At 66.0% G+C, this 18,523-nt stretch carries 16 protein-coding genes; 4 read left to right on the top strand and 12 right to left on the bottom strand.

The genetic code is table 11. The features are described from left to right. The first annotated feature begins 84 nt into the window (after positions 1-84). Complete coding sequence (locus F3J45_RS12265) at positions 85-540, top strand: Rrf2 family transcriptional regulator (RefSeq protein WP_167062422.1); 456 nt, start codon at positions 85-87, stop codon at positions 538-540. A 96-nt stretch (positions 541-636) separates the two neighbouring features. On the opposite strand, the gene F3J45_RS12270 is transcribed toward F3J45_RS12265, so the two are convergent. The 10 genes from F3J45_RS12270 to F3J45_RS12315 form a co-directional block, all read right to left on the bottom strand. Further along, a complete protein-coding gene (locus F3J45_RS12270; protein WP_167062425.1) occupies positions 637-1,818 on the bottom strand; it encodes a pyridoxal phosphate-dependent aminotransferase in 1,182 nt (393 codons plus the stop codon). Between the two features lie 29 nt (positions 1,819-1,847). Continuing rightward, complete coding sequence (locus F3J45_RS12275) at positions 1,848-3,455, bottom strand: 5-guanidino-2-oxopentanoate decarboxylase (RefSeq protein WP_167062428.1); 1,608 nt, start codon at positions 3,453-3,455, stop codon at positions 1,848-1,850. 10 nt (positions 3,456-3,465) lie between these two features. Continuing rightward, positions 3,466-5,565 carry an acetate--CoA ligase family protein gene (locus tag F3J45_RS12280; RefSeq protein WP_167062431.1) on the bottom strand — a complete coding sequence of 700 codons (2,100 nt, stop codon included), beginning with the start codon at positions 5,563-5,565 and terminating at the stop codon, positions 3,466-3,468. Positions 5,566-5,583: 18 nt separating this feature from the next. Beyond that, entirely contained in the window at positions 5,584-6,744 is a 1,161-nt protein-coding gene (locus tag F3J45_RS12285) for an acyl-CoA dehydrogenase family protein (RefSeq protein WP_167062434.1), read from the bottom strand. 36 nt (positions 6,745-6,780) lie between these two features. Next, positions 6,781-7,572: an enoyl-CoA hydratase/isomerase family protein gene (locus tag F3J45_RS12290; RefSeq protein ID WP_167062437.1), complete on the bottom strand. Its 792-nt coding sequence runs from the start codon at positions 7,570-7,572 to the stop codon at positions 6,781-6,783. 267 nt (positions 7,573-7,839) lie between these two features. Continuing rightward, a complete protein-coding gene (locus tag F3J45_RS12295; protein ID WP_167062440.1) occupies positions 7,840-9,246 on the bottom strand; it encodes an amino acid permease in 1,407 nt (468 codons plus the stop codon). Positions 9,247-9,371: 125 nt separating this feature from the next. Then, entirely contained in the window at positions 9,372-11,624 is a 2,253-nt protein-coding gene (locus tag F3J45_RS12300; protein ID WP_167062443.1) for an ATP-binding protein, read from the bottom strand. Continuing rightward, positions 11,621-12,385 carry a transporter substrate-binding domain-containing protein gene (locus F3J45_RS12305; RefSeq protein WP_167062446.1) on the bottom strand — a complete coding sequence of 255 codons (765 nt, stop codon included), beginning with the start codon at positions 12,383-12,385 and terminating at the stop codon, positions 11,621-11,623. Before F3J45_RS12305 ends, F3J45_RS12300 begins: the two co-directional genes overlap by 4 nt. Then, on the bottom strand, positions 12,382-13,098 hold the full coding sequence (locus F3J45_RS12310; RefSeq protein WP_167062449.1) for a response regulator: 717 nt from the start codon (positions 13,096-13,098) through the stop codon (positions 12,382-12,384). The genes F3J45_RS12305 and F3J45_RS12310 overlap by 4 nt, the downstream gene beginning before the upstream one ends. 76 nt (positions 13,099-13,174) lie before the next feature. Next, positions 13,175-13,822, bottom strand: a complete 648-nt coding sequence (locus F3J45_RS12315; protein ID WP_167062452.1) for a TetR family transcriptional regulator C-terminal domain-containing protein — start codon at positions 13,820-13,822, stop codon at positions 13,175-13,177. Positions 13,823-13,959: 137 nt separating this feature from the next. Here F3J45_RS12315 and F3J45_RS12320 point away from each other — a divergent pair, with 137 nt between their 5' ends. From F3J45_RS12320 to F3J45_RS12330, 3 genes are all read left to right on the top strand, one after another. After that, positions 13,960-14,706, top strand: coding sequence for an enoyl-CoA hydratase-related protein (locus tag F3J45_RS12320; protein ID WP_167062455.1), 747 nt, complete (start codon positions 13,960-13,962; stop codon positions 14,704-14,706). A gap of 593 nt (positions 14,707-15,299) precedes the next feature. Beyond that, positions 15,300-15,767 (top strand): GyrI-like domain-containing protein, encoded by a 468-nt coding sequence (locus F3J45_RS12325; protein WP_205300488.1) that lies wholly within the window; start codon positions 15,300-15,302, stop codon positions 15,765-15,767. Between the two features lie 171 nt (positions 15,768-15,938). Further along, positions 15,939-16,691 carry an SDR family NAD(P)-dependent oxidoreductase gene (locus F3J45_RS12330; RefSeq protein WP_167062461.1) on the top strand — a complete coding sequence of 251 codons (753 nt, stop codon included), beginning with the start codon at positions 15,939-15,941 and terminating at the stop codon, positions 16,689-16,691. Between the two features lie 48 nt (positions 16,692-16,739). Here the strand turns inward: F3J45_RS12330 and F3J45_RS12335 are convergent, their stop codons facing one another. Next, complete coding sequence (locus F3J45_RS12335; protein ID WP_167062465.1) at positions 16,740-17,663, bottom strand: DMT family transporter; 924 nt, start codon at positions 17,661-17,663, stop codon at positions 16,740-16,742. A gap of 93 nt (positions 17,664-17,756) precedes the next feature. After that, positions 17,757-18,461 carry an SDR family oxidoreductase gene (locus tag F3J45_RS12340; RefSeq protein ID WP_167062468.1) on the bottom strand — a complete coding sequence of 235 codons (705 nt, stop codon included), beginning with the start codon at positions 18,459-18,461 and terminating at the stop codon, positions 17,757-17,759. Positions 18,462-18,523 lie beyond the last annotated feature (62 nt).

An 18,523-nucleotide genomic window follows, 5' to 3' on the forward strand; every position in this document is an offset into this window, starting at 1 on the left:
CGCGTGGACAAGCTGATTTCCAGCGCCCGCTAACGTGCTTTGGCAACCGTGTACTATCTACGCTTTCGCAGGGAGCATTGCCCCATGAGCCAGTCGACCCGGCTGATCACCGCTTCGTACATCCTTTCCTTCGTGGCTGCCAATGCGCCGCAGAAGCTGCGCACCGAAACCATCGCCAAATGGGTCAAGGTGCACCCTACCCGGGTGCGCTCGATGGTGTCGCAGATGGTCAAGGCCAATATTCTGATGTCGTACCGCGGCGCCCAGGGCGGCGTGACCCTGGCCCGCCCGCCGCAGCAGATTACCTTGCGCGAGGTGTATGACGCGGTGCAGGAAAGTTCGCTGATCGCCGAGAAGATCGACAACCCGTTCGCGGGGCTGGAAGACCATTGCAAGGTGTACGAGGTGTTCACCCGGCTGTTCGCGATGCTGGAGCAGAACATGCGCCTGGACCTGGGTACGATCACGGCGGATCAGTTATTCGTGGCGTTCGATACGCCCAAGGAACAATGCCCGCAAACGCGCCGCAATCCTTTGTAGGAGCGGGCTTGCCCCGCGAACACCGGCGAAGCCGATGCCACGCACCGCGGTGCTTGCTTCGCGGGTCAAGCCCGCTCCAACAGAACTCGCCACGCCTCACGCGGCCCCCATCAGCGCCTTGGCACACAGCGCAATCCGCCGACACGCCTCACCCAGCGCCTCAGCCCCCAACACCAACCCCAGGCGGATATGCCCAGCAGCGCTCGGCCCAAAGGCCTCCCCCGCCAACACCGACACCCCATGCAGGTCCAACAGCCGGTCGGCAAACGCCTGCGCGCTAAGCCCGGTTTCGCGAATATCGACCATCACGAACATCCCACCATCAGGCCGCAACGGCCTTAGCCCTGGGCAGTTCGCAAGGCTGGCGCACACCAGGTCGCGGCGTTCACGGTAGGCCTCGCGCATGCCATCGAGCTCGGCCAATGGCTGCTCCAGCGCCACCACCGCAGCGTCCTGAATAAAATCAGGGCAACCGTAAAGCATGCACAACGCCAGGTTTTCAAGGTGCCCGGCCAGTGCCGGTGGCCCCACCACCCAGCCAACCCGCCAGCCGGTCATGGCGTGGGACTTGGAAAGGCTGTTGAGCGTTGCCGTGCGCTCGGCCATGCCGGGCAGGCTGGCCGGGCTGATGTGCTCGCCGTCGAACAGCAGCTCGCTGTACACCTCGTCGCTGATCAGCCACAGGTCATGGGCAACGCACAGCTCGGCCAAGGCCTCCCAGGTACTGCGCGGCAGGCTGGCGCCGGAGGGGTTGTGCGGGCTGTTCAGCGCCAGTGCGCGGGTGCGCGGGGTGATGCGTGCGGCCACCTCCTGGGCCTGCACACGAAAACCGTGCTCCGGGCGCACCGGCACCGGAATCACTGTAGCGCCACAGGCGCCGAACACGGCCTCGTAGGTAACGTACATCGGCTCGGCGACGATCACTTCATCGCCCGCCTGCAGCACGCACTGGGCCACGCTGAACAGCGCGCACTGGGCCCCAGCCAGGACGGTCACCTGGTCAGCGGTCACGGCCTGGCCGCTGCGCCGCTGGTGCCTACGGGCGATGGCTTCACGCAGGCTGCGTTTGCCGCGCACGTCGGCGTAATGGGTATTGCCGGCCTGCAGGCTGGCCACGGCGGCCTGAACGATCGGCGCCGGGGTGTCGAAGTCCGGGTCGCCAACCGATAACAGCAGCACGTCCTGGCCCTGCTCCAGCATGGTCAGGGCACGGTAGTGAATGTCCCAGGCGGCGGCGCCGTCACCGGCGATGCGTTGTGTGAGTGAGGAAAATCGCATGGTTCGCTTCCTGTGGTTCTGGGCCAGGCTCAGCGCGCGCAGGCGTGCTTGAGCTCGATCAGGGTTACGCCGTTGCGGGCAAAGCCGCTGCGCAGGTCGCGTTGCAGCTCATCCAGGCTTTGCGGCTGTGCGACCGAACAGCCAAAGGCGCGGGCCAGGCCCGCGAAGTCGGGGTTGCGCGGCAGCACGCCGATGGGCTCGATGGCCAGGGCCTGCATGTCGTCGCGAATCTGCCCCAGCGCGTCGTTGTTCCACAGCAACACCACCAGTGGGCGGTCGAGCTCTTCCACGGCGGTGGCCAGTTCCTGGGCGGTGTAGAGAAAACCGCCGTCGCCCACCAACACCAGGCCGGGGCGCCCTGCGCTGCCGAACATCGCCCCGATGCCGGCCGGCAGGCCAAACCCAAGGGTGCCGTAGCCGGTCGGGTGCAACCAGCTGCGCGGCGCGCGGCTGTTGAACACATAGTTGCCGGTGTAGGCCAACTGGGTCATGTCGGTGCTGATGAACGCGTTGTCCGGCAGCGCTGCGGCCACTCGCTGCAGAATGGCCTGGTGCAGCGCCTGCAACGGGCCATGGCCGGCCTGCACGGCCTCGCGCAGGCGCGCCACCACCGCCGTGGCCTGGGCCGCATCACGCCGCTCGCCCGGCAAGCGTTCGAGCAGCGCCGCCAGGGTTTGCCGGGCATCGCCGTGCAAGGCCTGCGCGCAGGGGTAGAAGTCGTTGAACTTGCGTGGGTCGATATCCACCCGCAACAGCTCGCCGTTGAGCGGCAGGCGTTCGCGCCAGAAATCGGTGTCGGCCATCTCGGTGCCCACCGCCAGCACCACATCGGCCTCGGCGATCAGTGCCCAGCCAGGCTCCACGCACAGGGTGGAACCGGCGTTCAAGGGCGAATCGAGCGCCGCCAGGCCTTTGCCGGCCACGCTGGTGAACAGCGGCGCCGCCAGGCGCTCGCTCAATGCCTGCAGTTCGGCCCCCGCCTGCAGTGCGCCACCGCCGGCAATGATCATCGGGCGCTTGGCTGCGGCCAGTAACCGGGCCGCCTGCTCCAGGCTATCGGGGTTGGCCGGGCCGCGCGCGGGGCGGCGCACCACCTGCGCGCTCCAGTCATGCGCCACCGGCGCGGCCAGCACATCCAGCGGCACGGAGATATGCACCGGCCGCGGGCGCTCGCTGTCGAACACCGCATAGGCGCGGGCGATCAGCTCGGGCAGGTCCTCGGGCTTCAGGGCCACGGCTGAGAAGGCCGTGATGGGCGCGGTCATGGCGCGTTGGTCCTGGGTTTCGTGCAGGCAGCCCCAGCCCTTGCCCAGGCTCGCGGTGTGGTTGACGCTGGAAATCACCAGCAGCGGAATCGAATCGGCGTAGGCCTGGCCGATGGCCGTGGCGGCGTTGGTCACGCCGGGGCCGGTGATGACGAAGCACACCCCGGGCTTGCCACTGGCCCGGGCATAACCGTCGGCCATGAAGCCTGCGCCCTGCTCGTGGCGGGTGAGCACGTGGCGGATGCCGCTGCCGGGCAGGCCACGGTACAGCTCCAGGGTATGCACGCCGGGGATGCCGAAGACCGTGTCGACGCCATAGTTGGCCAGCAGGCGCACCAGCGCCTGGCCGGCGGTGAGGGTTGGGTGGGTCATGTTCATGTCCTTACGCCTGGCCCAGGCGAATCAAGGCATCGACGGCGGTGGTGCCGCTGGCACCGACCATCAGGGGGTTCACATCCAGCTCCAGCAATTGGCTGGCGTTTTCACAGGCATAGTCGGCCACGGCGCCGATGGCGGCGACCAAGGCGTCCAGATCGGCCGCAGGCTTACCACGGTAGCCCTGCAGCAGCGCTGCACTGCGCAGGGACAGCACGGCCTTGCGGATCGCACCTTCGGTGGTGGGCAGCAGCAGGCTGGTGCTGTCCTTGAGCAGTTCGACCAGGGTGCCACCTGCGCCTATCACCAGCGCCAGGGCAAAGTCCGCCTCACGCTTGATACCCACGATCAACTCGGCCAATGGCGCAGCGGCCATGGGTTCGAGCAGCACCCGGTCGAATGCCAGGCCCGGCGCGTAGGCGGCGATGCGCGCCTGCATGTTCGCCAGGGCCTGGCTGAGCGCTGCCTCGTCGGCAAGGTTCAGGGCCACGGCGCCCGCTTCGGTCTTGTGCGGCAACTGCGCACTGATGGCCTTGAGCACCAGCGGGTAACCCACCTCGCGGGCAGCGGCCAATGCGCCCTGTGGGCTGCTGGCAACGCCCAGCGGCACCGGCAGGCCGAAACTGCGCAGGGCTTGCTTCGACACCCATTCGTCCAGCACCTGGCTGGCACCTTGCAGTGCCGGTGGGCACAGCGGCACCAGCGCCGACTCGCCCAGCGCCAGCAAGGCCTGGCGGTTCCGGGCATAGTGCGCCACGCGCCCCCAGGCCGCCAGGCCATCCTCGACACCTTGCAGCGCCGGCACGCCGGCCGCATGCAAACGCTCGCGGGCGCTGGCCGGCAGCAGTTCAGGGAAGGCCGAGGCCACGAAGCCCACCTTGCCATGGCGGGCAAGCGCCGCGCAGAAAAGCTCTAGCAGCAGGTCGCACTCCTTGCGCTCGCCGGTGAACTCGGCGGGATAGTCGAGCACCAGCATGGCGGCGTCGGCATCGCTGCGCAGGGCGCAGTCGAGCATGTGCTGCTTGGCCGGGCCATCACCCCAGATGGCCGTGGTGAAGTCCAGCGGGTTGACCAGGTTGGCGTAGGCCGGCAGCACCTGGGCCAACGCTTCGACCTGGCTGGCGTCCAGAGCCGGCAAGCACAGCTGGTTGCTTTCGCTGTAATCGGCGATCAGCCCGGCATCGCCGCCCGAGCAGGCCAGCGCGATCAGGCTGTTGCCCTTGGGCAGATGGCCGCAGGCGGCGGCCTTGAGGGTTTCGACGAAGCTCACCGGGCCGCTGACGCGGATCACCCCCAGGCGCTGGAACAGGCTGTCGTACAGCGCATCGGAGCCAGACAGCGAGCTGGTGTGGCTCAGCGCAAGCTCCGCGCCAATCTGCGAAACGCCGGTTTTCAGGGCAACGATCGGGATGCCCTTCTCCAGCGCCTTGTGCGCTGCACGGGCGAACCCCGGCACATTCTTCAGGCCTTCCAGGTGCAGGCCGATGGCGGTGACGCGCGGCTCATCGAGCAGCACGTCCATCAACTCGGCGATACCCAGTTGCGCCTGGTTGCCGACCGAGGCCATGTAGGCCACCGGCAGCGAGCGGTCGCTCATCGACAGGTTGTAGGCGAAGTTGCCGCTCTGGGTCAGCACCGCCACGCCCCGCTCCACCGCCTTGCCACCATGGGCCACTGGCCACAGCGCGGCACTGTGCAGGTAGTCGAGCAGGCCGTAGCAGTTAGGCCCAAGCAGGGCCATGTCGCCAGCGGCCTGCAGCAGCTGGCGTTGCAGGGCCTGGCCCTCGGCGCCGCTTTCGGCGAACCCCGAGGCATAGCAGATCGCCCCGCCCGCCCCTTTGGCGGCGAGTTCCGCCACGCAGGCCAGGGTCAGTTCACGGTTGGTGGCGACGAACGCGGCGTCTGGTGCGCACGGCAACTCGGCCACACTGCGCACGCAGGGCACGCCGTCGAGGCTGTCGTGCTGCGGGTTGACCAGCCACAGCGGGCCCTGGAAGCCACCCTCGGCGCAGCGCTTGAGCGCACGGGCCATGCTGCGCCCGCCAACGAAGGCCAGGTGCCGGGGCGCCAGCAGGCGCTTGAGGTTGTCACGAATGGCGTGGGACATGGCGATTCTCCGGGGTGCTCAACGCAGCAGTGGCCGCAGCAATTCGCGGGCGATGATGTGCCGCTGGATTTCCGAGGTGCCTTCCCAGATCCGCTCGATGCGTGCATTGCGCCAAATTCGCTCGACCGGCCCCTCGTCCATCAGGCCCATGCCGCCGAAAATCTGCACCGCCTCGTCGGCCACCTTGCCCAGCACTTCGCTGGCAAACAGCTTGGCCATGCCGGCTTCGCCGTCGGTCATGCTGCCTTGGTCCATCTTCCAGGCGGTGTGCAGGGTCAGCAGCTCGGCGGCTTTGATCTGCGTGGCCATGTCGGCCAGCTTGAACGACACGCCTTGGTAGGTGCCAATGGGCTGGCCGAACTGCTTGCGGTCGGCGGCCCATTGCAGCGACACGTCCAGCGCGCGCTGGGCCTGGCCGACGCAGTTGGCGGCGACCATCACCCGGCCTGCAGTAAGCCAGGCGTTGGCCACTTCCCAGCCTTTGCCAACCTCGCCCAGCACCTTGCTGGCCGGCACCTTGCAGTCGTCGAAGAACAGCTCGTAAGTGTGGTAGCCACGGTTGCTCACGCATTTGGGGCCGCGGCGGATGGTCATGCCCGGGGTGTTGCGGTCGACCAGCAGGGCGGTGACGGCGTTGCGCTTGCGGCCGTTGTGTTCATAGGTGTCGGTCACGGCGAACACAATCGCGAAGTCGGCGTGCCCGGCATGGCTGATGAAGTGCTTGCTGCCGTTGATCACGAAGTCGTCGCCTTCGCGTATTGCGCGGGTCTTGATCGAGTTGGCGTCGGAGCCTGCGCCCGGCTCGGTCAGGGCGAAACAGTCGGTTTTTTCACCGCGGATGCACGGCAGCAAGTAGTCCTCGACCTGCTGGCCTGTGCAAGCCATGAGGATTTTCGACGGCCGCGCCACAAACACATGCAACGCCCAGGACACCTTCGACAGCTCGCGTTCGATCAGCGCCTGGGACAGGTAATCGAGGCCGCCGCCGCCCACTTCCTCGGGCATGTTGAACGCATAGAAGCCAGCGGCGATGGCTTTGCCGCGGATCTGCGCGGCCAGTTCCGCTGGCACCTCGTCGGCACGGTCGACCGCTTCTTCATGGGGCAGCAACTCCTTGGCAACGAAGCTGCGTACGGCATCCACCAACATTTCTTGTTCTTGGGTCAGTTGGAAATTCATGGCCTGTTCCTGGGTAACCGGGGAATGAGGAAGTGCTTACTTGCCGGTGAAGCGTGGCGGGCGTTTTTCCGTGGCTGCGCGCAACGCCTCGGCGCCGTCGGCGCTGCGCCCGCACAGCAGCCCGGCGGCCAGTTCGGCGCTGAGCTGGTCGGCGAGGTTGCGCGAGGCGCCTTGGCGTATCAGGCGCTTGGTTTGCGCAAAGGCGAAGGTCGGGCCTTGAGCCAGGCGCGCTGCCAGTTCGGCGGTGGCGCCAGGCAACTGGTCATCGTCGACCAGCTCACCGACCAGGCCGGCCGCCAGGGCGCGCTCGGCGCTCCAGAGCTCGTCGAGGAACAACAGGCGCTTGGCTTGCTCGCTGCCGATCAGGCGCGGCAGGTGCCAGCTGGCACCGGCGTCCGGTGAGTAGGCCATGCTGGTGTAGCCGGCCTTGAAGCGTGCCGAGCGGGCGGCCAGGCGCAGGTCGCAGCACAGCGACAGGTCCATACCGGCGCCCACGGCGGTGCCGTTGATGGCGGCGATGGTGGGTTTGTCGAGGCTGTGCAGGCAGTGCATCAGGGCATGGGCGGTTTCGGTCCAGCCGTAGCTTTCCAGGGCGCCGCGGGCTTCGGCCTCGGCCCATTCGGCGAGGTCGGCGCCGGCGCAGAAGCTGCGGCCAGTACTGGTCAGCACCACCACACGCACGGCGGGGTCGGTGTTGTATGCCGCGAGAGTGGCATGCAGGGCCTTGAGGGTGGGAATGTCCAGCGCATTGCGCTGTTCGGGGCGGTTCAGGGTGAGCCAGGCGACACCGGCTTCAACCTGCGTGAGGAGGGACGACGGAGCAGTCATGACAGGCCTCGAATTATTGTGATTGGGGTGAGACGTGAGGCTCATGCTAAACGAGTGTTCAACAAGGAGGCAATTGGGGTAGGAGGCGGTGTTACAACTTCGAACAAGATCAAGCGCCGCCTGTGCGGCGGATCGCGACCTACGGTCGCTCCTACGTCTGTGTTGGGCCAAATATCGAAACGTAGCGAGCGCAGCTCGCGATGCGCCGCGCGGGCGGCGCTCGATCTCACGGGCGCTGCAAAAACACCGGCGAACCCTTGCCGCCCCTCAAGCCACCGACACTTCCACCCCCACCCCCTGGCGCTTGCGCTGCACCAGGAAATACGCCGCATAGCACACAGCAATAAACCCAAACCCCCAATACAACGAAGGCCGCTGCGTCTCATCCATCGCCAAAAACACGAACAGCGAACTGCACAAGGTGATGCACAACAACGGCAACAGCGGATACAACGGTGCCCGGTACTTCAGCTCACTCAACTGCCCCCCTTCACGCAGGAACTGCCGGCGGAAGCGGTACTGGGCCAGGGCGATGACGATCCAGGTCACCGTGCCCGACATGCCGCTCACCGCCATCAGCACCATGAACAACGTGTCGGCGGCAATGAAGCTGGTCAACAGCGAAACCAGGGCGAAACACAAGGTGATGAACAGCGCCCGCAGCGGCACCCCACGGCTGCTCAGGGGCGACAGGCTGCGCGGGGCCATGCCGGTCTTGGACATCGCCCAGAGAATCCGCGTAGAGGCATAAAGCCCAGAGTTGCCCACCGAAAGAATCGCCGTGAGGATCACGAAGTTCATCAGGTCTGCAGCAAAGGGAATGCCGACCATGTCGAACACCTGCACGAACGGGCTTTCCATCAACCCGGCCTGCTGCCACGGCACGATCGCCGAGAGCACCACGATCGCCAACACATAGAAAATCAGCACACGGAACACCACATTGCGCACGGCGCGGGGGATGCTTTTCTCCGGCTGGTCCGTCTCGCCCGCCGCCACGCCCATGATCTCGCAGCCTTGGAAGGCATAGACCACGGTCATCATCACCGCGAACACCGCAGGCAGGCCATTGGGGAACAGTGAATCACCGACCAGGTTGCTCATCAGCGGCGCTGGCGCCCCGCTGGTCAGCGGTATGGCGCCGAAGATCACCAGCACGCCGACGATGATGAAGCCGAGAATCGCCGCCACCTTGATGCCGGAAAACCAGTATTCCGCCTCGCCGAACGCCCGTGTCGCCAGGGCATTGATACCGAACAGCACGGCCACGAACAGCGCCGACCAGTACCAGATCGGCACCGCTGGGAACCAGCGCACCATCAGCATCCCTGCGGCCGTGAATTCCAGGCCTACGGTGGTGGCCCAGCTCATCCAGTACACCCAGCCGATCATGAAGCCCGTGGCCGGGCCGATGAACTTCGTCGCGTGGGCCTGGAAAGAGCCAGACACCGGCATTTGCACCGACAGCTCACCCAGGCAGACCATCACCAGGTACATCAGGAACCCGGCCACCAGGTAGGCGAGGATCGCGCCCACCGGCCCGCCCTGGTTGATGGTCACGCCCGAGCCCATGAACAACCCGGTGCCGATCACGCCCCCGAGCGAGAGCATGAAAATGTGCCGGCTCTTCAACGCCCGCGTGAGGTGAATACCTTCAGCTTTACGGCCTTTCATTATTGTTATCTCCAATAAGCCTCGTGAACCGCGTGGGTGGCGGTTGCCTGGATTATTGGAAAGCGATGTAAGGCCCGGTTGAACGTAAGGATCGAAGATGTAAAAAGTCGTAAGTTTTTTGTCGCTCAGCCGGCCAGCAAGGCAGCCAGGCTGGCGTCGGCGCGCTGCAGTTGCTCGCGCAGCAGCGGGCCCAGGGCTTGGACCCCGGGCTTGTCGCAGGCCAAGGCCTGCGCCTCAAGCCCACGCAAGGTTGCCGCCAGGCCGCACAGTCCCATGGAGTCGCTGCTTCCGGCCAGGCGATGGGCCAGGTGCGTGACTTCCGTGCAGTCGCCGGCTTCCAGTGCCTCCAGCAAGGGCTGGCGCTGTTGCGCCAGGCCGTCACGCAGGCTGCCCAGCAGGCCGTGCAGCTTTTGCTCGCCCAACAGCGTGCGGTGGGTGTCCAGCAGCGCCTGGTCGAGCCAGGCAGCAGTGGCCGGCGCGCTCGCGGGCCCCTGCCCTGCCAGGGCCTGGCGCAAGCTGGCCAGTTTCAGAGGCTTGCCCAGCACCCCTTGCATGCCGGCATCCAGGTAACTGCGCACCACCCCAGGCTGCACACTGGCCGTCAGGGCCAGGATGCGCGTGTGGCGGTTGGCTGTGCTACCCGCGCGCAATTGCCGGCACAGCTCCACGCCACTGATACCCGGCAGGTGCACGTCGAGCAGAATCAGGTCGAAGCGCCGCTGCGCGCACAGCTGCAAACCCTGTTCGGCATCGTCGGCCAGTTGCACCCTGTGCCCGTCGCGCTCCAGCAACCCGCTGGCCACCTCGCGGTTCAGGGCCACGTCTTCCACCACCAGGATGTTCAGCGGCGAGCTGCTGGCAATCGCCAGCGCCTGCACTGGAGCTGGCTGCACGCTTGCAAGTTCCAGCTCCAGCCAGAAGCAGCTGCCCTCGCCCTCCCGGCTGTGCACGCCAATCTGCCCGCCCATCTGTTCAACCAAGTGCTTGCTGATCGCAAGCCCCAGGCCCGTGCCGCCATAGCGCCGCGCCACCGCCTCGCTGGCCTGGACGAAGCGCCCGAAAATCTTCGGCAACATGGCCGGGCAAATGCCGATGCCGTCGTCGGTTACGCTCAGGCGCAGGCGCTGGCGCCCGGCCAACGCCTGCAGCACCTGCACCTCGACCCGAATTTCGCCGCCCTCGGTAAACTTGATGGCATTGGCCAGCAAGTTGCTCAGCACCTGGCGCAGATACTGCTCGGCGCCATGCTGATGCGCAGCCAGTTGCGGGTCGATACGCCACAGCAACACGTTGTCGTTGGCCAGCGCGCGCGGCTCAAGCAACGTAACCACCTCGTCGCACAGCTGACGCAGGGAAAAATCCACGGCTTCAGGGTGGCTTTCACCTTCTTCCAGGCGGGCGAAGTACAACACCTCGTTGAGAATGCCCAACAGCCCCTCGCCGGCCTTGTACAGGGCCTCCAGGCGTTGCCGGTTCTGCCCGTCGAGCCCGGCGCCACGCAGCAGTTCGGCCATGCCCAGGATGCCGTTGAGCGGCGTTCGCAGCTCGTGGCTCATGGTGGCCAGAAAGCGCGACTTGGCCAGGTTGGCGGCCTCTGCCTCGTTCTTGGCGTGCATCAGGCTTGCGGTGCGCCGCTCCACCCGCTTCTGCAGCTCATCGCGTTTACCCTGCAGGGCCCGGCGGTCGTTTTCACGGCGCTCGCTGTCGGTGAGAATGGCCCGGCGCATGTCATCCAGCGCCAGCGCCACGCTGTCGATTTCATCCGTGTGCGGCGAGCGGCGCTTGTTCAGGCGCAGCGGCTCGTGCCACTGCCCGGCGCCGATACGCCGGGCGAACTCGGCCATCACCTGCAGGTGCCGCGTCACCAGGCGGTAGAACAACCCCGACAGCGCCAGCGCCAGGCCACAGAGAAACACGCCCATCCACAGCAGGCTGGCAAGCCCGGTGGCGACCAGCCGCCGGTGCACCGCGCCGAGGTCGGTGCTCACCTCCAGCTCGCCCAACTGCCGCAGCGGCCCGGACGGTGGCTGGTAATCCAGGGCAAAGCGCTCGACCCGTAACGGCCCCGTTGCCGTCGGGTCGCCCTGCTGCAAGGTGAAGTCGGGGCTGCTCAGGCGCACCAAGGCCACATCGGAAAAATCCACCAGGCCGCGCAACTGCACGTTCAGTTGCTCCTGGTTCAGGTCCCACAGGCTGCGCTCCAGGCTGGCCAGGTAGCCGGCGCGGATCAGCGCCATGCGCGTATCGATCTCGCGCATTTCCCGGCGGTATTCGAAGTACAACTGCACGCTGCTGGCCAGCACCGTGAAGCACAGGCTGAACAGCAGGATGAACAGCAGCAGCCGGCGCAGCAGGCCACCGGGTTGCAGGCGGCTCATGGCTGGCGAACCATGTCGCGGTAGGTGACCTCGCTTTCCTGCAGCCAGCGCTCCAATTCGCCTGCATCAGCCATCTGCTGCAGCTGCGCGTCGATCTCGGCCATGTGCGCGCTCAACGGTGAGCGGCGCGACACGGCCACGCGCAGGTAGTCGACGCTCAGCGCCGGTGGCAGCGCAACGATGTCGCCAGCGCCGGGCAGGTGCTCGACGAACAGCTGGCCGGTGCGCCGCTCTTGGATCACGAAGTCGATGCGCCCGCGAATCAGCTTGCCGAAGTTCTGCCCGCTGCTGGAAACCCATTCAATGTTCTGGTGCTGGGCCACGAATTGGTCGAACGCCGGCCCATAGCTTTCGCCGAACAGCAGCCCGCCACGGTAGCGCGCCAGGTCCTCCAGCCGGTTGAAGGCCAATGGGTGCTGGCGGTTGGCGAACACCGCCACCTCCTCGCGCAGCACCGGCACCTTGGAAAAACGCAGGGTCTGCTCACGCTGCGCCGAGGTGTACGCCAGCACCACGTCCACCCGCCCCTCGGCGGCATCGAGCAGGCAGCGCTGCCAGTTGCCCAGTACCACCATCTCGACACGGTAGCCCAGCCGCCCGAACAACTCGCGCACCACCGTGGGTGCCAGCCCGCGGGGCTGCTTGCCGTCACTCCAGGACACCGGCGGGTACACCGGGTAGTCGCAATAGCGCACGCTGGTTGCCGCCTGCAGCGCAGTGCTGGCCAGCAGCGCCAGCAGGCCCAGCACGCTGCGCCTCACGCCGCCACGCTGGCGGTGAACAGGTAGCCGGCACCGTGGATGGTGATGATCAGTTCCGGTTCGGCCGGGTCGTCATGCAGCTTGCGCCGCAGGCGGCCGACCAGCACGTCGATGGAGCGGTCGTTGGGCACCCATTCGCGGTTGCGAATCTGGTCCATCAGCTGGTCACGGCTGAGGGTGTGGCCGCTGTTGCGCAGGAACACGCTGAGCAGTTGGAATTCACCCTGGGTCAGCAGGGTTTCGCCGCCTTGCGGGTCAACCAGGCGGCGGCGATCGCAGTCCAGCGCCCACGCGCCGAACTGCTTGAGGGCCAGGTTGGCCGGGGCGCTCGGGCGGGCGACCTGGGCGTGGCGCACGCGGCGGATCAGGTTCTTCGCGCGGGACACGAGTTCGCGGGGGTTCAGCGGTTTGCTCACGTAGTCGTCGGCGCCGCATTCCAGGCCGACGATGCGGTCGATTTCGTCATTGCGGCCGGTGATCAGGATGATCCCCACTTCCGAGCGCACCCGCAGCTCGCGGGTCAGGGTCAGGCCGTCCTTGCCGGGCAGGCGGATATCCAGCATCAGCAGGTCCACCGGCTGCTCGGCCAGCAGCGCTTCGGCCTGCTCGGCAGTGGCGGCGCAGTGCACGGTGTAGCCTTCCTGGGACAGGTAGGCCTGGAGCAAATCACGAATCAGCGGATCGTCGTCGACGATCAGTACCTGAGAGGTCATCGCGCAGTGTCCTGAGGCGCCCGAGGGCATTGTTCTTATTAGACTGGGCCAAGACTAACGATTGCTGAACGGTCGATCAACAGCCCTCATCGGGCAGGGTGAAGCGTTGCCGACCACCGGCTTGCAGGCCATCGACCCAGGCTTCGCAAATCTGCACGCCCTGGGCCGGGGTGAAGGTGCCAGGGTTCAGGCCGGACTCCAGCCATAGCCCGTCGAGCAAGGCGCTGAGGCTGATGGCGGCAAGGTCGGCGTCGAACTGCTTCCAGCCCTGCTCGCGGGCAAGCTCGGCAAGCAGGGTACGCAGCTCGCGGCGGTACTCGCCGTAGGAATGGTCATGGACCTGGTTGATCGCCTCGGCGGTTTTCACCGCCCCCCAGAACGCCAGCCAGGCGTCCAGCAGCTGTGGGTCGAGCAGTTCGGCGCTGAAAGAGCCGCGAAAGAATGCCGACAAGCGCTCGCGGGCATTGGGCGCGGCCTGGGCCATGGCCTCGCGCAGCAGTTGCATGACCCTGCCGGTGACGGCCATGTAGGCGTCGGCTACCAGCTCGTCCTTGCCGGCGTAGTGATGGCTGATCAGGCCCACGGATACGCCGGCCTCGGCGCAGATCTTGCGAATCGAGGCACCTTGGAAGCCATGGCGCTTGAGGCATACCAGGGTGGCCTCGACCAGGTTGGCCTTGCGCAGTTCGGGCAGCATGCGGCTGAAGCGGGCTTCATGGGGCATGGGCATTTCTCACAGGCGGCACAGTTGAACGACTGTATAGCAAGTCGCCTGGAAAGCGATACCCTGTTTATACTCCGGGGCGCTGATACACCCCGCCCGCCCCCACGCCCACGATAAAAACAACAGAGGCTAGCGCCATGACCGACCTGATCCAGCACACCCTCGACGAAGGCCTGCTGACCGTGCGCCTGAACCGCCCAGACAAACTCAATGCGCTGACCAACGCCATGTATGCGCGCCTTGCGCAGCTGTTCGAAATGGCCGAGCAGGACCCACAGGTGGCGGTGATCGTGCTGACCGGCAGCTCCAGTTGCTTCACCGCGGGCAACGACTTGCCAGATTTTCTGGAACGGCCCCCGACCGACCTGCAAAGCCCGGTATTTCGCATGATGCGGGCGGTGATGGCGCTGGAGAAACCGTTGATTGCCGCGGTGGCCGGCCCCGCCATCGGCATTGGTACCACGTTGTTGCTGCATTGCGACCAGGTGCTGGTGAGCCGCGATGCCAAGTTGCGCACGCCGTTCGTGGCGCTGGGTGTGTGCCCGGAGTTTGGCGCTAGCCTGTTACTGCCACAGTTGCTGGGCCATGCACGGGCCGCGCAGCTGTTGCTGTGCAACCAGACGCTCAGCGGCGAGCAGGCCGTGCAATGGGGGCTGGCCACCGAATTGTGCGAGGACGGTGCGCAGTGCCAGGCCGCCGCCATCACGCTCGCCCGGCGCCTTCAGCGGCTGCCGGCCGAGGCGCTACGCGTGAGCAAGCGGTTGCTCAAGGCCCCGCAACGCGAAGCGCTGGCGGCCACGGTGAGCACCGAAGGCTTGCTGTTCATCGAACGGCTGAACAGCGCCGAGGCGAAGGCGGCGTTGGCAAGCGCGATGCGCCGGTAGGCGGGCCGCACGCCCCTGAGCGAGCGCAGCTCGCGATGGCGCGCGCAGCGGCCCCAGGGTTTCAGCTTCGCGGTTCTGAACGCCGGGGCTGCGTTGCAGCCCTTCGCGAGCTGCGCTCGCTCCTACCGGGGCGGCGCCGGCCTGCAGATCGGTATCTGAGCAGCAGACCAAGGCTGTGCCGGTGCTTGCAGATCGCATTTTCAAGCACAGACGATGAACCTGGTAGGAGCGAGCGCAGCTCGCGAAGGGCTGCAAAGCAGCCCCGGCATCATCTGCCACGAAGCTGTAACCCTGGGGCCGCTGCGCGCCCCATCGCGAGCTGCGCTCGCTCCTACCGGGGCGGCGTCGCCTGCAGATGGGTGCCTGAGCAGCAGACCAAGGCTGTGCCGGTGCTTGCAGATCGCATTTTCAAGCACAGACGATGAACCTGGTAGGAGCGAGCGCAGCTCGCGAAGGGCTGCAAAGCAGCCCCAACATCATGTGCCACGAAGCTGCAACGCTGGGGCCGCTGCGCGCCCCATCGCGAGCTGCGGGGTATTGCGGTGCATGGTCGTCGCATTATCCTTGCCATTCACCTTTCACGGAGCATGGCCATGCACATCCGGATCGTCGACTTCAGTGAAACCCGGGTGGCCGCACTCGAACACCGCGGGCCGCCCAGCCAGTTGGGGGAAAGTGTCGCGCGGTTTCGCCAATGGCGCATCGACAGTGGCCAATCGCCGGTGGCCAGCAGCCGCACCTTCGGCATTCCCTTCGGCAACCCCGACACCACCCCAGCACATGCATTCCGCTTCGCCGTGTGCGGTGAGATCGACGAAGCCGTGCGCGAAAATGCCGTCGGCGTGCACGAGCGGGTCATCCCCGCAGGGCGTTGCGCCGTGATTCGTCATAGTGGTTCAACTGACCACATTGGCCAAAGCCTCTACCCGCTACTGCACGACTGGCTGCCCGCCAGCGGTGAAACATTGGGCGATCACCCCGTGTTCTTCCACTACCTGAGCGTGTACCCGCAAACGCCGCTGGATCAATGGCAGACCGATATCTACGTTCCCCTCAAGTAGCCACGAACACACCTTCTGCAGCCAGGTTGGCGAACATGGCCAAGCCTTCAGAATGGCGAAGCTCATCATTTCATTTTTGCAACGATGAGTTTCCGACAATTCTATTTTGAAAAACAAAGTTCATCGATAAGCTTCTCCCATCACAGCAAACACCCCCCTTGGAGAAACATCATGAACGGCAAACTTGAAGGCAAAATCGCAATCGTCACCGGTGGCACCAGCGGCATCGGCCTGGCCACTGCCAAGCTCTTCGCAAGCGAAGGTGCCACCCTGTACATCACCGGCCGCCGCCAGGCCGAACTGGACGCCGCCGTCGCGCAAATCGGCAATGCCATCGGCGTGCAGGTCGACTCCTCGAAGCTGGAACAACTCAACGCATTCTATGACCGCGTCAAGGCTGAACAGGGGCGTATCGATGTGCTGTTCGCCAACGCAGGCGGCGGTTCGATGCTGCCGCTGGGCGAGATCACCGAAGCGCACTACTACGACACCTTCGACCGTAACGTCAAAGGCACGCTGTTCACCGTGCAACAGGCCCTGCCGCTGCTGGCGCCCAATGCATCGGTAATTCTCACCGGCTCCACCGCCGCCAGCTCCGGCACGGCAGCCTTCAGCGTGTACGCCGCCTCCAAGGCCGCCGTGCGGGCCTTCGCCCGGAACTGGATTCTCGACCTGAAAGACCGCAACGTGCGGGTCAACACCATCAGCCCCGGCGCTACCCGCACCCCGGGCCTGGTCGACCTGGCCGGCCCAGACGCGGCGCAGCAGCAAGGCCTGCTCGACTACCTGGCTGCACAGATTCCGCTGGGCCGCGTGGGTGAGCCGGAAGAGATCGCCAAGGCCGCCTTGTTCCTGGCCTCCAGCGATGCCAGCTTCGTCAACGGCACTGAACTGTTCGTCGACGGTGGTCAGGCGCAAATCTGAACCCAACCCGCACATGGCGCGCCCTTCGAGGCGCGCTTTGCGCTTGGCTCAGGAATCGGCCAGAGGTTGCCCAGCCACGCGCCGTCCACCCTTGAGGTTCACCATCACCAGGCCGGCCAGCGACAGCGCCGCACCCAGGATGAAGCTTTGGCTGATCGACTCACCCAGCACGGCTACGCCCATCAACACGCCGAACACCGGCGTCATGAACGCCATGACGCCCAGGCGCGCGGCCAAGTAACGCCTAAGCAGCCAGAACCAGATGAGGTAACTGGCAAACGACACGACCAACGTCTGGAAAACCAGGCTGGCAGTGGCTGTCGCCGTGAAGGATGCGCGGGTCTGGCCGGTTGCCAAGGCCACCACCAGCAACAGCACACAGCCACCGGCAAGCTGGTAGAACAGCGTTTGCGTGGCCGGCGCTTCGCTCAACCGGCTGGTCCGCACGGCAACCGTGGTCAGGCCCCAGGCGGCACCTGCACACAGGCCCAGCGCATCGCCCCAGAGCCCGGTTGCCCCATCGCCCGGCGAGGACGGCCCCCAGAACGCCACGGCAATGCCGGCAAACGCAAGCCCGACGCCGAACCACTGGCGCGCCTGCAAACGCTCTTCGGGCAACCTGACGTGCAGGCCGATGGCGGCGAACAGGGGTGCGGTATAGAGGAACACGGCCATGTGCGACGCGCTGGTCCAGTGCAAGCCTTGGGCAATGAACAGGAACTCCGCGCCAAACAAGCAGCCAACCACCAGCCCCGAGCGGCACCACAGGCCGTCGATCCAGGGCGTGCGGCTGCCCCACCTACCCAGCAGCCACACCAGCAGCGCCGCAACCCCTGAGCGCAGCGCGACCTGCATCGTCAGCGGAACATCTTCGGCCACCGCTTTCATCGCAACCTGCTGGGCGCCCCAGGTCAGGCACAGCGCGACCATGATCGCCACAGCCAGGCCGTCCACCGGTTTTCTTGCTTGCATGAGATACCTGCCTCAGGGCGCCCGCTGTCAGGCAGGGGCGCATCCAGGTTGGGCAAAGGAAGGCCGCAGCCCTGCAGGCTACGGCCAGGGTGGTCAGACGCTACGGGTGACGCCGCCATCGACCCTGATGTTCTGCCCGGTGATATAGGCTGCGCCTTCACTGGCCAGGAAGGCCACCGTCGCGGCAATTTCCTCGCTGGTGCCGTAGCGCTTGAGCGGCACGCTGTCACGGCGCTGCTCGGTGGCCGGCAGGCTGTCGATCCAACCCGGGAGGATGTTGTTGATACGCACGTTATCCCCGGCGAAATTGTCGGCGAAGATCTTGGTGAACGCGGCCAAGCCCGAGCGGAACACGGCGGAGGTGGGGAACATCTCGCTGGGCTCGAAGGCCCAGGCGGTGGAAATGTTGATGATTACCCCACCCTTCTGGCGCTGCATGTGGGGCGTAACCAGGCGCGTTGGGCGAATGACGTTGAGCAGGTAGGTTTCCATGCCCTTGTGCCAGTCCTCGTCGCTGATCTCCAGAATCGGCGCGCGCGGCCCGTGGCCTGCGCTGTTGACCAGCACATCGATACGGCCCCACTTCTGCACCACGGCATCGACCAGGCGTTGCAGGTCGTCGACCGACTGGTTGCTGCCAGTGATACCGATACCGCCGAGTTCATTGGCCAAGGCCTCGCCCTTGCCCGACGAAGAAAGGATGCCGACCTTGTAACCGTCGGCGGCCAGGCGGCGCGCTGCCGCCGCGCCCATGCCGCTGCCACCGGCCGTGATGATTGCAACTTTTTCTACTGACATGCTGCCTCCAGGGTTGGACTGCTGATTCGCAATTGGCATCCACCTTAGCAGCAGCCCCCATG

The sequence above is a fragment of the Pantoea sp. Ap-967 genome (assembly GCF_011752565.1).
Taxonomy (GTDB): Bacteria; Pseudomonadota; Gammaproteobacteria; order Pseudomonadales; family Pseudomonadaceae; genus Aquipseudomonas.

What these genes read in the sequence shown, in the direction of transcription:
- F3J45_RS12265 (WP_167062422.1), top strand. Translation starts at nt 85, where the DNA reads ATGAGCCAGTCGACCCGGCTGATCACCGCTTCGTACATCCTTTCCTTC.
- F3J45_RS12270 (WP_167062425.1), bottom strand. Translation starts at nt 1,818, where the DNA reads ATGCGATTTTCCTCACTCACACAACGCATCGCCGGTGACGGCGCCGCC.
- F3J45_RS12275 (WP_167062428.1), bottom strand. Translation starts at nt 3,455, where the DNA reads ATGACCCACCCAACCCTCACCGCCGGCCAGGCGCTGGTGCGCCTGCTG.
- F3J45_RS12280 (WP_167062431.1), bottom strand. Translation starts at nt 5,565, where the DNA reads ATGTCCCACGCCATTCGTGACAACCTCAAGCGCCTGCTGGCGCCCCGG.
- F3J45_RS12285 (WP_167062434.1), bottom strand. Translation starts at nt 6,744, where the DNA reads ATGAATTTCCAACTGACCCAAGAACAAGAAATGTTGGTGGATGCCGTA.
- F3J45_RS12290 (WP_167062437.1), bottom strand. Translation starts at nt 7,572, where the DNA reads ATGACTGCTCCGTCGTCCCTCCTCACGCAGGTTGAAGCCGGTGTCGCC.
- F3J45_RS12295 (WP_167062440.1), bottom strand. Translation starts at nt 9,246, where the DNA reads ATGAAAGGCCGTAAAGCTGAAGGTATTCACCTCACGCGGGCGTTGAAG.
- F3J45_RS12300 (WP_167062443.1), bottom strand. Translation starts at nt 11,624, where the DNA reads ATGAGCCGCCTGCAACCCGGTGGCCTGCTGCGCCGGCTGCTGCTGTTC.
- F3J45_RS12310 (WP_167062449.1), bottom strand. Translation starts at nt 13,098, where the DNA reads ATGACCTCTCAGGTACTGATCGTCGACGACGATCCGCTGATTCGTGAT.
- F3J45_RS12315 (WP_167062452.1), bottom strand. Translation starts at nt 13,822, where the DNA reads ATGCCCCATGAAGCCCGCTTCAGCCGCATGCTGCCCGAACTGCGCAAG.
- F3J45_RS12320 (WP_167062455.1), top strand. Translation starts at nt 13,960, where the DNA reads ATGACCGACCTGATCCAGCACACCCTCGACGAAGGCCTGCTGACCGTG.
- F3J45_RS12325 (WP_205300488.1), top strand. Translation starts at nt 15,300, where the DNA reads ATGCACATCCGGATCGTCGACTTCAGTGAAACCCGGGTGGCCGCACTC.
- F3J45_RS12330 (WP_167062461.1), top strand. Translation starts at nt 15,939, where the DNA reads ATGAACGGCAAACTTGAAGGCAAAATCGCAATCGTCACCGGTGGCACC.
- F3J45_RS12335 (WP_167062465.1), bottom strand. Translation starts at nt 17,663, where the DNA reads ATGCAAGCAAGAAAACCGGTGGACGGCCTGGCTGTGGCGATCATGGTC.
- F3J45_RS12340 (WP_167062468.1), bottom strand. Translation starts at nt 18,461, where the DNA reads ATGTCAGTAGAAAAAGTTGCAATCATCACGGCCGGTGGCAGCGGCATG.